This is a genomic window from Streptomyces sp. NBC_01214 (assembly GCF_026340975.1).
Lineage (GTDB): Bacteria > Actinomycetota > Actinomycetes > Streptomycetales > Streptomycetaceae > Streptomyces.
In genome coordinates this window covers 4,137,752-4,152,340 of record NZ_JAPEOS010000001.1, presented here as the reverse complement: position 1 = coordinate 4,152,340, position 14,589 = coordinate 4,137,752, and the positions used below count along the sequence as shown (strand labels likewise).

The 14,589-nt window shown below is 71.1% G+C and carries 10 protein-coding genes; 2 read left to right on the top strand and 8 right to left on the bottom strand.

Annotated elements, in window-relative coordinates; translation table 11 throughout:
• Positions 1 to 104 precede the first annotated feature (104 nt).
• Positions 105 to 1,397 carry an MFS transporter gene (locus OG594_RS19495; protein ID WP_266600614.1) on the top strand — a complete coding sequence of 431 codons (1,293 nt, stop codon included), beginning with the start codon at positions 105 to 107 and terminating at the stop codon, positions 1,395 to 1,397.
• A 13-nt stretch (positions 1,398 to 1,410) separates the two neighbouring features.
• On the opposite strand, the gene OG594_RS19490 is transcribed toward OG594_RS19495, so the two are convergent.
• The 6 genes from OG594_RS19490 to OG594_RS19465 all read right to left on the bottom strand — a co-directional run bounded on the left by OG594_RS19490 (position 1,411) and on the right by OG594_RS19465 (position 7,899).
• Positions 1,411 to 2,751, bottom strand: coding sequence for a DUF2252 domain-containing protein (locus OG594_RS19490; RefSeq protein WP_266600612.1), 1,341 nt, complete (start codon positions 2,749 to 2,751; stop codon positions 1,411 to 1,413).
• Between the two features lie 116 nt (positions 2,752 to 2,867).
• Positions 2,868 to 3,041, bottom strand: a complete 174-nt coding sequence (locus OG594_RS19485) for a hypothetical protein (protein ID WP_266600610.1) — start codon at positions 3,039 to 3,041, stop codon at positions 2,868 to 2,870.
• 375 nt (positions 3,042 to 3,416) lie between these two features.
• The gene (locus tag OG594_RS19480) at positions 3,417 to 4,226 is read right to left on the bottom strand and encodes an MBL fold metallo-hydrolase (protein ID WP_266600608.1); all 810 of its coding nucleotides are present in this window, start codon (positions 4,224 to 4,226) and stop codon (positions 3,417 to 3,419) included.
• A gap of 103 nt (positions 4,227 to 4,329) precedes the next feature.
• Positions 4,330 to 5,835: an alpha/beta hydrolase gene (locus OG594_RS19475; RefSeq protein ID WP_266600606.1), complete on the bottom strand. Its 1,506-nt coding sequence runs from the start codon at positions 5,833 to 5,835 to the stop codon at positions 4,330 to 4,332.
• Between the two features lie 93 nt (positions 5,836 to 5,928).
• On the bottom strand, positions 5,929 to 6,888 hold the full coding sequence (locus tag OG594_RS19470) for an aldo/keto reductase family oxidoreductase (protein ID WP_266600604.1): 960 nt from the start codon (positions 6,886 to 6,888) through the stop codon (positions 5,929 to 5,931).
• A 282-nt stretch (positions 6,889 to 7,170) separates the two neighbouring features.
• Positions 7,171 to 7,899: a DUF4328 domain-containing protein gene (locus OG594_RS19465; RefSeq protein ID WP_266600602.1), complete on the bottom strand. Its 729-nt coding sequence runs from the start codon at positions 7,897 to 7,899 to the stop codon at positions 7,171 to 7,173.
• Between the two features lie 204 nt (positions 7,900 to 8,103).
• Here OG594_RS19465 and OG594_RS19460 point away from each other — a divergent pair, with 204 nt between their 5' ends.
• Positions 8,104 to 9,063, top strand: a complete 960-nt coding sequence (locus OG594_RS19460; protein WP_266600600.1) for an endonuclease/exonuclease/phosphatase family protein — start codon at positions 8,104 to 8,106, stop codon at positions 9,061 to 9,063.
• On the opposite strand, the gene OG594_RS19455 is transcribed toward OG594_RS19460, so the two are convergent.
• Together OG594_RS19455 and OG594_RS19450 are read right to left on the bottom strand one after the other, a co-directional pair.
• A complete protein-coding gene (locus tag OG594_RS19455; protein ID WP_266600598.1) occupies positions 9,047 to 10,558 on the bottom strand; it encodes a hypothetical protein in 1,512 nt (503 codons plus the stop codon). The genes OG594_RS19460 and OG594_RS19455 overlap by 17 nt on opposite strands.
• The gene (locus OG594_RS19450) at positions 10,551 to 14,345 is read right to left on the bottom strand and encodes a bifunctional glycosyltransferase family 2 protein/CDP-glycerol:glycerophosphate glycerophosphotransferase (protein WP_266603046.1); all 3,795 of its coding nucleotides are present in this window, start codon (positions 14,343 to 14,345) and stop codon (positions 10,551 to 10,553) included. Before OG594_RS19450 ends, OG594_RS19455 begins: the two co-directional genes overlap by 8 nt.
• Between the last annotated feature and the right edge of the window lie 244 nt (positions 14,346 to 14,589).

Genomic DNA, 14,589 nt, shown 5'->3' with positions numbered 1-14,589 from the left:
ATGCCACGCGCCGGGCGCCGGATTCGCCCGTCCGTGATCGGTACGGGGCCGATGCGCAGAAAATCCGTTGCCCCGGCCGGGGCCTCCACGGACGATGGCATCTCGTGAGCACTTCCCGATGGACCGCCGTACTGCCCGATTTCACCCCGTTCCGTTCCGGCCGTGACTTCAGGCTGCTCTTCTACCAGGGCACGGTGACGTACTTCGGTTCGTTCATGGCGATGATCGCGCTGCCGCTGCAGATCAAGCACCTGACGGACTCGCCGCTGGCGGTCGGCGCGATGGGTGCGGTGGAGCTCGTTCCGCTCGTGGTCTTCGGGCTGTACGGGGGCGCCCTCGCCGACGCGGTCGACCGGCGGCGGATGATCCTGCTGACCGAGGCCGGGCTCGGGGTGCTCGCCCTGGTGCTCCTGGTGAACGCGCTCCTGCCGGATCCGCTGCTGTGGCCGCTGTACGTGGTCGCGGCGGGGGTGTCGGCCCTGAGCGGGCTCCAGCGGCCGGCCCTGGACTCGCTGATGGCGCGGATCGTGCCGCACGAGCAGCTGGCGGCAGCGGCCGCGCTGGGCGGGCTGCGCTACCAGTTCGGGGCGATCGCCGGTCCGGCGCTGGCCGGTGTGGTCGTCGCGTTCGCCGGTCACGCCGCGGCCTACTCCGTCACCGTCCTCGGGTTCCTCGCCTCCGTGCTGCTGTGCCTGCGGCTCAGTCCGGCGCCCCCGGTGAAGGGGGCCGAGCGTCCGTCGCTGCGCGGGATGGCCGAGGGCGCGCGCTACGCGTGGAGCCGGCCCGTACTGCTGGGGACGTACGCCGTGGACCTGGCGGCGATGTTCTTCGCCTTCCCGAACGCGATCTACCCCTTCCTCGCGGACGAGCTCGACGCGGTCTGGGCGCTGGGGCTGATGTACGCGGCCGGGGCGGTGGGCTCGCTGGTGCTCGGCATGACCAGCGGCTGGATGTCCCGGGTACGCCGGCACGGGCTGCTGGTGGTGTTCGGTGCGGCGGTGTGGGGCCTGGCGATCGCGGGGGCCGGCGCGTCCCGCGGCATCTGGCTCGTGCTGCTGTGCCTGGCGGTGGCGGGCGCGGGCGACATGGTGAGCGGACTGGGCCGGGCGACGATCTGGAACCAGACGATCCCGGAGGAGCTGCGGGGCCGGCTCGCGGGCATCGAGGTGCTCTCGTACAGCGTGGGGCCGCAGCTCGGGCAGGTCCGGGCGGGCACGATGGCCGGCTGGACCGGTACCCGTTCGGCCTTCTGGGGCGGCGGGCTGGCCTGCGTGGCGTCGGTGGCGGTGCTGGCCGCCCTGCTGCCGAAGCTGATCTCCTACGACGCCGAGACCGACGAGGACGCGCTGCGCCGCCGCGCGGCCCGCGAGTCGGAGCGGACCGGGGCGCCGACCTGAGGCCGGGACCGGCTCAGACGCCACTGGTCGCGGTGATCCTCCCGTCGGCGACGGCGGCGGTCAGCAGCGCGTGATCGGCGCGGGTGCGGTCCGCGTAGCGGAGCGCGAAGCCGGCCACGGCGCGGTCGAAGGTGTCGGCACCGCCGAGGTAGCCCGCGATGGCGATGCGGTCGCCGGTGCGGGCGTGGGCGCGGGCCAGGGCCCTGGCGCAGAGCTCGGCGTACCGGGCGAGCAGGCCCGGGGGCATGCCGGCGAGATCGGCCGACCCCTTCATGTCGCGCAGCTGCCGGCCGTAGAAGTGGCGCCCGGCGGGTCCGGTCGTCCAGCCGAGGAAGATGTCGCCCGCGGCCTGCATGCGGCGCTGGCCCGCGACCACCCGGTGCCCTTGGTGCTCGTGCTCGTCGTCCGGAAGGTGGCCCTGCAGGACGGACGGCACGGCTTCCTTGATCTGGAGGAAGAGCGGGTCGTCGGCGTCGCGTCCGAGGAGCAGCACGATGAAGCAGCGGGTCCCCACGCTCCCGACGCCGACCACCTTGCGCGCCACGTCGGCGAACCGGAAGCGGTCCAGCAGGAGGCGGCGTTCCTCGGGGAGGGTGCTGCGGTACTTGTCGAAGATTTCGTCGACCTCCCGCGAGTCCGCCCGGGCGAGGGGCTCCAGCAGCGGCGGGTCGTGGATGATCCGCCGGCGTCCGTCGCGCACCTCGGTGAGCTTGCCGAGGGCGCGCAGGCTGGTGCGGCGGCGGGCGCGCGCCAGGTTGGCCTCCACCCGGTCGCGCACTTCGCGCTTGCGGATGAGGGGCAGCAGGTCGGCGGTGTCGGTCCGGTGGTACCAGACGTCGAGCTCGCGGTGTCCGGCGAGCTCCCGGATCGTCTCCCGGTAGGCCCGGGCCACGCCGAGGGCCGCTCGCGCGGCGCGGTCGTCGCCGTGCCCGTTGTCGCGGGCGGCCACCGCGACGCTCGCGGCGAGCCGTTTGACGTCCCATTCGAAGGGGCCCGGGAAGGTCTCGTCGAAGTCGTTGAGGTCGAAGAGCAGGGCGCGTTCCGGAGAGGCGAACATCCCGAAGTTCAGCAGGTGTGCGTCCCCGCACAGCTGGACGGTCAGGCCGGTCTGCGGTGTGGTGGCCAGGTCGGCGGCCATGACGGAGGCCGCGCCGCGCAGGAAGGCGAGGGGAGATGCGGCCATCCGGCCGTAGCGGATCGGCAGCAGTTCGGGCACCCGGTCGGTGGCCTGCCGCTGGAGTACCCCGACGGGGTCGGGCCGGTCCGGCGAGGCGGTCCACCGCCCGTGCGCGGCACGGCCGGTGATCTTGCGGACGGCCCGTCCGCGCCGGAGCCGCTCAGCTGGACTGGTCATGCGCCGTTCCTCCTCGCCGGTCCCTCCTCATCCTCGCCGCACGGCTCCGGTCCCGCATGTCGCCGTCCCCGGAGCGGTCCGGGACGGCTCCGGGGACGGCTCCGGGACGGCTCCGGTCAGCCCTCGTTCTCGGCGAGGATCCGGTCGGCCGCGTAGTGCGGGCAGTTGAGGACGTGCCAGGTCACCGACAGTGACCCCGCTCCGGTCCGCAGGGTCCGCACCACTCCGTCGGCGGCGGTGGCCTTGCAGAAGGGGCACATGACGGTCTCCGGGCGCAGTAGATCGAACATGCCGTGTCCTTCCCGCAGCTTTCTCACACCGGACCAGTCCAGAACTATCAAATCCGGCGCCATTCGGCCGCAGTACCCACAAGTACGGATGGATATCTGGGGCCATGGCCGCACGGAAAGTGCGGCAGGACGGGAAGCAGGGGCATCCACGGGCGGCCGCCCCGGTCGGCGAGGACCCTTACGGCGGACCGGAGTTCGCCCTCGGAGCGGGGCGGGGCGGCCGGGCCCGCCCGTCACCCCGGCGCGGCGGATGACGTCGTACGGGTTGCGCGGGAGCGGGGCGGTGACGGAGCGGTGACGGGGCGCCGCCCGGCACCGCGCCGGGAGGTTCTTCGCAAATAGGGCGCACTCGCCGATACACCTACGAATCCAAGGTCATGCAGGGCCTCCGGGCTCGAATCCCGCGAGCATCTGTTCCAGCGCCGCCTGGTCCGGCCCCGTGAAGGGATCGAGACCCGGGACCGCGGCGATGGTGTCGATGAACTGCGTGGTCAGGCCCACCGCGGGCGGCAGGTGCGTGCACAAGATGGTCTGCGGGTCCATCGAACGCAGCGGGTCCACCGTGGTCAGGAACCGGTCCGGGTCCACCATCTGCACCCAGGGGCTGTCCACGCTCGCCCACAACCGCTGGGCGGCCCTGAGGTCCTCGGCCGGCACCTGGCCGACGTCGGTGCTCGTGGCGATGTCCGCGCTGGGCATGGGTCCGCCGAAGCAGTCGGAACTGAAACAGGTCCGCGAACGGTCGTCGTAGAAGCCGACGGTGGCCGGGTTGTCGAACAGCGGGGGCCGGAAGGCGTGCAGTGTCCGGTCGCCCACGTCCAGGCTCTGGCCCGGATTGAGGAAGTACACCCGGTCCATGGGCAGGGGCCGCTCCGTGGACATGATCCCGGCGCCCAGGAACGTCGTCACCAGCCGCGCTCCGGGTGCGGCTTCGAGCAGTGCGAAGAGGCCGCCCGTGTGGTCGCGGTCCGGGTGGGTCAGCCAGATCCACCGCACGTCGGCGGGATCGACCACCGAGCCGAGCGAGTCGAGGAAGTCCCGGTCGGGCAGGCCGAGGCCGGTGTCGACGACCACCGGCTGCTCGGCGTGCAGGACGAAGGCGTTGATCGGGAGGAATCCGATGCCCGGAACCTCCAGGCAGTCCGCGAGGACGGTGGTGTCGGGTCCCACCTTGTGCGTGCCCATGGCGTTCTCCACAGCTGTGCGGGGTACGGCTCCTTCCTCCATCGTGGCGCTCCCCGCTTGCGCCCGCGCGCGGGAGGCGGTAGCGGTACGGGCGGGGGCCGGCTCAGTTCGCGCAGTCCGTGTCCCGGGCCGGACGGCGGCCGCTCGTGAGGAACTCGGTGACGGCGCGGTCGCCGCACGCGTTGCCGTTGCCGAGGTACAGCCCGTGGCCGCCCTGCTCGACGGTCACCAGCCGGGCCCGGTCGCCCAGCGCCTCGCGCATCTTCAGGCCCCCGGAGAGCGGGGTGGCCGGATCCCGGCGGCTCTGGAGCATGAGGATGTTGGACGGGCCGTCGTCGGTGATCCGGGTCGGCTTCTGCACGGGGGTCTGCCAGAAGGCACAGGGCAGTACGTTCACCGGCATGCCGGCCGTGAGCGGGTACCGGGCGCGGTCCGCGTCGACCGCCCGCCGGTACGAGGCCGCGGACGCGTCCGGCCACGCCACGTCGTTGCAGATGACGCTGACCATGAGCGCGGCGTCCTCGTTCCGAATGGGCGCGGCGAGCTCCTTGGGGAGCACCGGGGTCGCCGCCGGGTCCTGCGCCGCCTGCACGAGTCGGGCGAAGGGGGCGAAGGCGGCGTCGGCGTAGAGCGCGTTCTGCAGGGCCTGACGCAGGCCGTTGCCGGTCAGCGGCACTCCCGGGGTCGTCGTCGTTCTCGGTTCGCGGTCCAGCCGGGCCGCGAGCGAGACGACGAGCGGCTCCACCTCCTGCGCCGCCGCGGCCAGTCGCAGGCCGTCCCGGTCCCGGTCGGGGTGGGTGGCCCAGGCCGCGAAGTCGGGGAGGCGGTCCGCCGCGCCCTGCGACATGTTCGCCAGCCAGCCGCGGGCGACCCGCTTCGGGTCGGGGTCGCCGCTGCTGTCGAGGACCCAGCGGTCGGTGCGCCGGGGGTACTTCTGCGCGTACACGGCGCCCACGTAGGTCCCGTACGAGGTGCCCCAGGCGGAGAGCTTCTGCTCGCCGAGCGCCTCGCGGAAGCGGTCCATGTCGCGGACCTGGTTGGCCGTGGTGAAACTGCGCAGCTCGGGGCCACCGCTGCGGGCGCAGGCCTCGGCGATGCGCCGGGACCGGGCGATGTTCTCGGTGATCTCGCCGTTCGGGCCCGGCCAGGAGCGCAGGCTGGTCAAGTACCGGTCCTCGGGGGCGAGGTCGCAGCTCGCGGTGGTGCTGGCGCCCACTCCGCGCGGATCGAAGGCGACGAGGTCGTAGGCCCCGGCGAGCTCCCGCCGCAGGGCGTCGCCCTTCTGCGTCAGGCGCTGCACACCGGACCCGCCCGGTCCGCCGGGTATCACGACCAGCGTGCCGCGCCGGGTCCCGGGACGGTCGCTGCGGATCCTGGAGACGGCGAGGGTGAGCTGCCGGCCGTCGGGATCGTCGTAGTCGAGCGGGACGGGCAGCTCTGCGCACTCCTGGGCGGCGGGCGCGTCCGGATGGGTGCAGCGGTGCCAGTCGAGCTGCGGGGCGGCGGGGGCGGGCCGGGCCACGGCCGGGGCGGCGGTCGCGGTCAGAGAGGCCGCCACGGTGGCCGTGGCGAGGGCGAGGAGCAGGGCCTTGTGCGGGTAAGTCGTCATGCCCCAAGCCTTGTTGATCTCGCCTCGGGGTCCCATCCGGCTTCCCGGTCGGCTGCCGCTGGGGCTAACCCCCCGCTCCCGCGCCCCGGCGGCTCAGGGGAGCGGCACGCCCCGGGCCGTGATCCAGAGCTCGTACCACTCCTCGTGCGTGAGCTCGGGTTCCCGTAGCGCCGCGTCGCGGCAGGCACGGATCCGCTCGGGGCGCGCGCTGCCGATGACCGGCGCGATGGCGGCGGGGTGCCGCATCAGCCACCACAGCAGGACCGACTCGGGCGTGGTGTCCTTCTGCCGGGCCAGCTCGGCCAGCAGCTGCGCGGTGGCCTGCTCGGCGGGCGTCTCCTCGCGTCCGGTGAAGCGGCCCTGCGCCAGAGCGCCCCAGGCCTGGAGGCGGATGCCGTGGTCGTGGCAGTGCTCCAGCGTGCCGAACGGGAACCCGTTCTGCGCGGATTCCGGTGTGTTGAGCAGGACTCCGGCCTCGACCCAGGCACGGCTGTGCAGGCTCATCTCCAGCTGGTTCGCCACCAACGGCACGTCGAGCCGGGCCTGGAGGTGGGCGATCTGCGCGGCACCCATGTTGGACACGCCGAAGCCCCGTACGAGGCCCTGGCGGTGCAGGGAGGTCAGCGCGGCGGCGATCGAGTCCACGTCCGCCAGCGGATCGGGGCGGTGCAGCAGGAGGACGTCGATCACATCGGTCCGCAGCCGGGTCAGGCTCTCCTCGACGCGCCGCGTGATGCTCTCCCCGCGCAGGTCGTACGTCCCCGGGCGGTCCTCGTCGCCCAGCCGGATCCCGCACTTGGTCTGGAGGGTGATGCGCTCGCGCAGCCCCGGTGTGCGCGCGAGCACCTCGCCGAAGACGGCCTCGGCCTTCCCGTGCCGGTAGATGTCGGCGTGGTCGAAGGTGGTGATCCCGCTGTCGAGGGCTGCGCCGACGGCCGCCTCGGCGGCGTCGATGTCCGCGGGCCCGTACGGTTCGGGGTCCCAGCTCCCGCCCAGGCCCATGCACCCGTACAGCACCCGGTCACCGCTCGGTCTCGTACTCGCGTTCGTCACCACCCCACCCTAGGCCGAGGCCCGTCGAGGGCCTGCGGTGGGGGCGAGCTCCGGGTCCTGGCGGACCATGCGGTGGTCCGCCAGCTCGGCTTCGGCCGCGGCCCGTTCCGCCTGCGGGCCCGAGGGTCGTCGCCTCGGCGGCCGTGAGGGCCCGGCTGGTCGTTTCGTGCCGGGCCAGGAGGTCGCCGTGGTCCGCTGCTGCCGGCGGTGCTCGCCGGTGACGGCCTCCGGTCGGCCCCGACCACGCCGGAGCGGTGGGGGCCGGGCCGTGGCCACGCGCCGCTACACCGCTGCGACGACCGGGCCCTGCGCGGCCCTGGCGTGCTGCATGGCCGTCAGCCTGCGGACGAAGAGCACGGCGAGGACGGCGGCCACGATGTCGAGGACGTCGCCGGCCAGCATCGTCGTGGCGGCGCTGCGCGTGGCCTCGATGGTCTCGGCGCTGGCGTAGGAGCGGCCTCCGTACCAGCCCAGGACCTTGGCGAGCACGAAGGTGCCCCACCAGAGGTTGACCAGTGTCAACCGGAACCACGGGCGCTGTCCGTCAGCGCCGAAGGGCGTGCTCGACGTCCAGGTGGTGACGGCGATCCGGTACGGCAGCACGAGGTTCGCGAACGGTATGAACCAGGCGCCGATGGCCCAGCCCCGCGGGAGCTTGTCCGCGCCCGGAGCGAGGACCTCGGCGTTCGTGCGGACCCGATGGAACCAGATGATGAAGACGATGCCGGTCACGATGGCGATTTGGCCCTGGAACATGCCTGCCCTGCCCGCAAGACGGTAGCCGTGGTCCAGCTCGGCGTCGCTGACCGCGGCGGATTCCGCCAGCAGCCTTTCCATGAGCGCGCGGGTGTTCCAGTCGGCGTGCCCGGCGAAGACGTCGAACCCGATGACCAGGGCGAACAGCACGGTCAGCGCGATGGCCAGGCCCACGGGCGGGCGCAGCCGTACGCCCTGCACATCGGGGGCCGCGTACGGGGAAGGCGTCGGCGGGCCGACCGGAACTGCGGACATGCTGAAGAACCCCCGGGGGAACAGAACACGGAGTGACGCGCCGGACCGGCGGGCCAGCAAGGAACTTACGCCAGCCGATCGCTCCGCGTCACGCGCGTTTGGCCTGGTCTTGCGACGTGCACCGCACGGCGTGCGGCGCGATGCGGAAGGGGTCGTGCCGGGCCCGATGCACGCTCTGACCGGCTCATACCCAATGATGTCCGAATGCAGAGACACACGGAGACCGGGCGGTGGTCGCGACGACGGTCGCTCCGCCGCCGGTTCGGCCGCACGGCGGCGACCCTGAGCCTGTTGACCGCGGTGGCGTGCACGTCGGCGCAGACACCGGAGTCGGCCACGGGCTCAGGTGCGGGTGCCGGCAAGGCCGACGAGGTCTCCGTGGCCACCTGGAACATGTGCGGGGTGCGGCAGTGGGGCTGCGAGAAGACCGGCGGCCCGAAGGAGAAGCTCCAGCAGCTGCGCGACCTGATCGGTGATTCCGGCGTCCAGGTCCTGCTGTTGCAGGAGGTGTGCTCCGAGGACCTGCAATCCTTCGCCCGCAGCCTCGGCCCGCAGTGGCACTCGGCCTTCGAACCGTACGCCGAGGTCGACTCGGCGGGCGGTCGCAAGCCCGTCGGCTGCACCGGGCAGGGCCGGGGCCAGGCGGGCTACGGTCTGCTGGCCGGCTCCCCGCTCGCCGACGTGGAGGCGATACCGAGCGAGCAGCCGACGGTGGGACTGCACCGCGGGATCCTGTGCGCGCGGGTCCCGGCCCAGCGCCTGCGGGTGTGCAACGCGCACCTCTCGCTGCGGGAGAGCGACGCCGACCACCCGGACTGGGACTTCCGCGACGACCAGCTGAGCTCGCTGGTCGCCGCCGCGTCGACGGACGCCGCCACGGTCTTCGGCGGCGACTTCAACACCCCGCCGCCGGTGAGCGACCGGAACACCTCCGCCTGGATCTGGCCCTCGGAGGCGTACACCACGTACCGCGAGTGCGACCAGAAGGGGGGCTCGAAGAAGGGGCGCGCCACCCTCAAGGACGGCACGAAGATCGACTACCTGTTCACCCAGCTCCCCCGCACCGCCTGCGAGGTGGTGGACACCAAGGCCTCCGACCACCGGCCGCTGGTGATGCGGGTGACCCGTCCCGAGGACCCGGCCACGATCAGTACCGTGGGTTGAAGAAGGCCCCCTGCGCGGGCACGGGGTAGGAGTTCATGATCAAGGTGAAGGGGACGGCCGTCCACGGGGAGGCGTTGCCGACGGCGTCCACCGCGATGGCCTCGACGAAGTGGTCGCCCTGGTTCCAGGCCCAGCCGGGCTCCCACACCCAACTGCCGTCGGCCCGTACCTCGCACGTCCCCAGGGCCGCTCCGCCCTCCTGGAAGTCCACGCGGACGGCGCCCGGCGCGTAGCCCGCGAAGCCGACGGCGGGGCCCGGCAGCTGCTGGTGGGCCGCCGGGGCGGTCACCGACAGGACGAGGCGCTGCGCCGGCCCGGGCATCGGCGCGGGCGCGGGGTCGTACTCGGGCAGGGCCGCGGACGCGTTCTCGACGGCCGTGAAGACCGCTTCGGTGCGCTCGGTCTGGTAGTTGTTCGCGTCGGCGGCGAACAGCCTGACGACGTGCCTCCCCTTGGGCCAGGGGCTGCTGCGTTCCCAGACCCAGGTGCCGTCCGCGGCAACGGGCGCGGAGCCCTTGTGCTTGCCGTCCTGCCAGAAGCTGACGCGGACGGCGCCCACGGCGGTGCCGCTGAAACGGACCAGGTTCGCGGGGACCCGCTCCTCCGTCGTCGGGGTGAGCACCACCGGCCGGGGGAAGGACTCGTCCTTCTGCACCAGGGAGGTCTGGGTCAGGAACGCGTCGATGGCCGACGTGTCGCGCTTGGGCTCCTCGTAGCCGTTGCGGACCATGCCGAACCGGGGGGCGATGCCCTCGACGAGGAGGTTCAACAGCCCTATCAGGGTGGGGAGGTTGCGCAGTGTGACTTTCCCGTGGTCGGTGATGAGGGGAGAGTCGTTGTAGACGAAGTTGAAGTTCTCGTGTGCCTGGAACAGCCTGACGAACGGCTCCACCTGGCTCGTGTACTGCTCGTCCTGGGGCGAGGTGACCAGGTAGATGTTGGCGGAGCGGTTCGCTCCGCTGTGCACCAGGTCGGGGAGGACGGAGTCGAGGACCCGTACGTTGTGGTCCGTCGCCTCGCCCATCATCACCCGGACCGCCTCGGGGTTGCCCTCCTTGACGCGGGTGCCGATCTGGAACTGGGGCACGCTGGCCACGATGTTCCTGAAGCCGTACTTGAGGCCGAAGAACAGGGCCGCGCTGCCGCCCTTGGAGCTGCCGAACATGGTCACTTGGTCCGGCGAGAGCGACAGGGCGCCCATGACGCGCGAGATGAGCCCGGCGACGGACTGCTCCAGGGAGAAGTCCATCCCCTTGCACAGGTAGTAGGTGTTCGCGCCGTCGAACAGGTCGCGGACCCACAGGATGTTGGAGCGGAGCAGGTCGAGCTTGCCGTTGGCCCAGCCGTACTCGTTGGTCGCGTAACGGTTCGCGAAGACGACGACCAGATGGCGGTTGCCGTTGCGCGCGTGGGAGAACCGGTACTCGATGGGCACCGCCCCGGAGGAGTCCACGCCGGTGAAGACGCGGCGCGTGCTCTGGGCTGTCTTAGACATGCTCGGAATCCATTCTTCTCGCCGGCTGGCGCGGCACCTGACCGAGGGTGCCTCCGTTCCAGGGACCTGCCTGACCTGCCTGACCCGTCTGCCCCGCCCCGCCCCGCGGACCCGCCGGACCCGCCTCGCGGCCGCGGACGGCTCCGACGGCGGGGGCCTGGGCCCGGGCGGGGTCGAGGTCCCCGCCGGCGATCAGGATGCGGTCGGTGAGCCGGGCAGAGGCGTAGCCGTCGTCGAGGTCGCAGAACTCCTGCTGGAACCAGCGGTAGCGGGCGGCGTAACCGTGCTGGATGCGGTCGATGTTGCGGATCGCCCCGATCAGCTCCGGGGAGGAGTACACGAGCGGGCCGGGGGCGGACTGCTCGAAGTCGAAGTAGAAGCCGCGCAGGGTGTCGCGGTAGTGGTCCAGGTCGTAGGTGAAGAAGAGGATCGGCCGCCCGGTGTTGACGAAGTCGAACATCAGGGAGGAGTAGTCCGTGATCATCACGTCCGCGATGAGCGAGAGGTCCGCCATGTCCGGGTAGTCGGACACGTCGAAGACGAAGCCGTCGCCGGCGCCCGGTACGGGGTCCACCACGTTGGGGTGGCGCCGTACGAGCAGGACGTGGTCGTGGCCCAGCTGCGCCTTGGCCTCGTCGAGGTCGATGCGGAAGTCGAGCTTGTACTTTCCGGGTGCGTAGAACTGGTCGTCGCGCCAGGTCGGCGCGTACATGATGGCCTTCTTGCCGGGCGGCAGGCCGATGCGGCGGCGCACTTCGGCCGCCCGCTGCCCGGAGTCCGCGCGGCGCAGGACGTCGTTGCGCGGATAGCCGCTCTCGACCATCTCGCCGGGGAACTGGAAAGCCCGCTTGAGGATCGGGGTGCTGAAGCTGTTCGGGGACACCAGCATGTCCCAGTTCTGCACCTCCTTCTCCACGCGCTCCAGGTACCGCTTGTCCGCGAAGTGCACGGCTTCGATGTCGTGTCCGATGCGCTTGAGCGGGGTGCCGTGCCAGGTCTGTACGACGACCTGTCCCTCGCGCTTCTCGAACCAGTCCGGCAGGTGGTTGTTGGCCACGACGTACTTCGCCCGGGCCATGGCCTCGTACCAGTCGGGGGACCACATGCGCACGGGCCGTGCGGAGGGGGGAACGTCCACCTGGTCGTCGCGCACCACCCACAGGTGTTCGAGGTCCAGGCCCCGGCGGACCATCTCCTCGTGCAGCGCGCGCGGGCTGTCGGAGTACTGGGTCCCCTTGAAGGCGTCGAAGAGCACGGCCTGCATCACAGGCTTGCGGCGGGCCGCCGGATACGTCTTGGTGCGCATCAGCTTCTGCCGGTAGGGGCCGCGGGCCTCGTCCGGCATCGCCGAGTGGACCAGCAGCGAGAGCCGGTCGTAGGCCTCCGACTGGAGCTCGTAGCGGCGCTCGTTGCTCGCCATGTCCTGGGGCAGGGTGGGGATCAGATCCTGCGTCATCTTGATCATGAGGTCGCCGGAGCGGTTCTCCGGGGTGACCGCGGAGGGGTCCTGGCGGCGCAGGAAGAAGTCCCAGCGGCCGGAGGCCAGCGGGATGTCGCCGGCCAGCGTGCGCATCGCGGCGGGGGTGACGACGAAGCGGAACTCGTCGCCGTACCAGGTGATCGGGGCGACGCGTTCCGCGCCGTGCGCACGGGAGCGCACGACGACGTGCGCCATGGCGTACTCGGACGCGTCGAGCATGTCCTGCGCGGCGTAGCCGACGACGACCTCCAGCGAGCCGTCCTCGCGCCAGGTGGCGGACTTGGCCAGCGGCAGGGTGTCCCGTTCGAACAGCACCACGTAGCCGGAGCCGTTGCGGTGCACGAAGACCTCGCGGTCCCCGCCGTCGGTCTGCAGCCCGGCCGGCATCCGGTAGTGGCCGTCGGTGGCGTCCTCCGCCATGACGGGGTAGATGGCCGCCTTGCGTCCCTCGACGTGGAAGGTGGTCTTCCAGCCGTTGGCACCGGTGTTCCAGGTCTCCGGGATGCCGTCCGAGGAATGGGTGCGGTGTCCGGGGACGAGCGCCTTGACCGGGATGCGGGTGACGAAGAGGTACCAACCCTCGCCGCCCGGCGTGAAGTTGACCCACGAGTCGTGGCGGCCGGCGCCGCTCATGCTGGTCACCCGGAACTTGGCCCACTCGGGGAGCTTGGGACCGAGGTAGACACCGCCGAGCTCGATGTGGTCACCGACGATGCGGTGCCGGGTGATGCGGCAACGGACCGTCTCGACGCGGAGCTTGAGCTTGCCCTGGAGGAACAGGGGCACCACGCGGACGTTCTTGTCCACGTACCGGTAGGGCGGGTTGGCGGCGCTGCCGGCGCCGCCCCGGGCTATGCCCTTGTAGCGGAACAGGCCGCGGCTCAGGACGCCCGCGGCGACGTCCCAGGTCCCCTCGACCCACTCGCCCTTGCGCTTGAGGCGGCTGGTGTCGAAGCTGACCTGGAAGCCGGACCAGTCGTAGCAATAGCGGTTCTGGTTCGAGTACTCGGTGGCCTGCGGGTAGTAGGTGGTCTTCGCCTTGGCGACGACCACGCGGCCCTGCTTCTTGTTGCGCAGCGCGATCGCCTTCATCGACATGTGCCGCTTGTGCACGTTGATGAAGCGGACGTACGCGGACCCCTCCAGGGTCAGGTGGTCGTTGTCGTCCCAGGCCGCCCGGATCAGCGAGCCGTGGAGCGAGAGTTCCTTGTCGAGCCGGTAGGCGCTCTTGTCGAGGCCGATCGAACGGTCGCCGAGGTAGGGGTAGTTGAGGTAGCGGTGGAAGCGTCGCTGAACGGGCAGGGGCCCGCCCTTGCGCTCGAACTCGACGACGTCGAGCAGTTCCTTCAGGCGCCCCTCGCGCACCAGGAGCCACTTCACCCGGGCGTCGGCGGGGAGGTCCTGGATGATGTCGGCGTCGGCCTCGTCCAGGAACTCGTTCGCCCACTGCATGAAGGCGTCCTGGTACTCCTCGTCGGCGTCCGGCAGCACCTTCAGGTGCAGCATCAGGTCCGACTTCAGGCAGGCCAGGTCGTACTTGCGCTTGTGGTCCGAATAGGACCGCGCACGGTGGCCGGCGAGGAAGCGGCTGACCGACTGCACCGCGGAGACACGGTCCTGGAGGTTGCTGAACTCGGTGTGCCGCTGGGTGATGGAGGGGGCCGCGCCGCCCTCGCGCCGACGCCAGAAGTAGACGATGTCCGTGAGGATGTCGACCTTGGCGGCCCGGAAGTGGGCGAACATGTTGACCCAGGAGTCCTCGTACATGACGCCCTCGGGGAACGCGATGTAGTGGTAGTCCCAGAAGGACCGGCGGAACACCTTGTTCCACACGGTGCGGTCGTAGATGAGGTCCGGCAGCTTGGTGATGTGCGTGCCGCGCCGGCTCTTCTGCATGGGCGCCTTGTGCAGGGGGGACTGCCACCTCTTGGTGGAGTTCATCATCTGCACGTTGCCCGACACGAAATCGGAACCGGAGCTTTCGAGGGTCTGCACGAGCAGCTCGTAGGCGTACTCGGGTATGACGTCGTCGCCGTCGACGAACGCGAGGAATTCGGCCTGCGGATGAGCGGCTCGAATGCCGACATTGCGGGCATGCCCCGGACCCATCGACTCCTGGCGCAGGAGTCTGAACCTGGGGTCGCGGCGGGCGAAGTCGGCGGCTATGGCCGTCGAGGAGTCGGTCGAGCCGTCATCGACCATGATCACTTCGAGTGCCGAGAACGTCTGCCGGGCTATCGATTCCAGACATTCCTGGAGGTATATCTCAACGTCCTGGAAGGGCACGACAACACTCAGGCGGGGCATACCTGCCACTCAGAAAGCTCCTCGATAGACACACTTCTCACGGCGCACCGGAAGTTGCCGGGACGCACCGCCAGACCCGCCCCTGAATCTGGTCACCCACCGCTCCCCGAACACTCGACCAGCCCCACCGCAGTCGACCGCACACTTATACGACCTTGACAGCGTCTGCGCAGCGTAGGGCAATCACTTAATGGCGAGCAAGTATTCATGAGCGCCTCACCCGCCCGAAGCTTCACGTTTGCGA

Coding starts and splice junctions, on each gene's coding strand:
- OG594_RS19490 (WP_266600612.1), bottom strand. CDS start 2,751: ATGACCAGTCCAGCTGAGCGGCTCCGGCGCGGACGGGCCGTCCGCAAG.
- OG594_RS19485 (WP_266600610.1), bottom strand. CDS start 3,041: ATGTTCGATCTACTGCGCCCGGAGACCGTCATGTGCCCCTTCTGCAAG.
- OG594_RS19480 (WP_266600608.1), bottom strand. CDS start 4,226: ATGGGCACGCACAAGGTGGGACCCGACACCACCGTCCTCGCGGACTGC.
- OG594_RS19475 (WP_266600606.1), bottom strand. CDS start 5,835: ATGACGACTTACCCGCACAAGGCCCTGCTCCTCGCCCTCGCCACGGCC.
- OG594_RS19465 (WP_266600602.1), bottom strand. CDS start 7,899: ATGTCCGCAGTTCCGGTCGGCCCGCCGACGCCTTCCCCGTACGCGGCC.
- OG594_RS19460 (WP_266600600.1), top strand. CDS start 8,104: ATGCAGAGACACACGGAGACCGGGCGGTGGTCGCGACGACGGTCGCTC.
- OG594_RS19455 (WP_266600598.1), bottom strand. CDS start 10,558: ATGTCTAAGACAGCCCAGAGCACGCGCCGCGTCTTCACCGGCGTGGAC.
- OG594_RS19450 (WP_266603046.1), bottom strand. CDS start 14,345: ATGCCCCGCCTGAGTGTTGTCGTGCCCTTCCAGGACGTTGAGATATAC.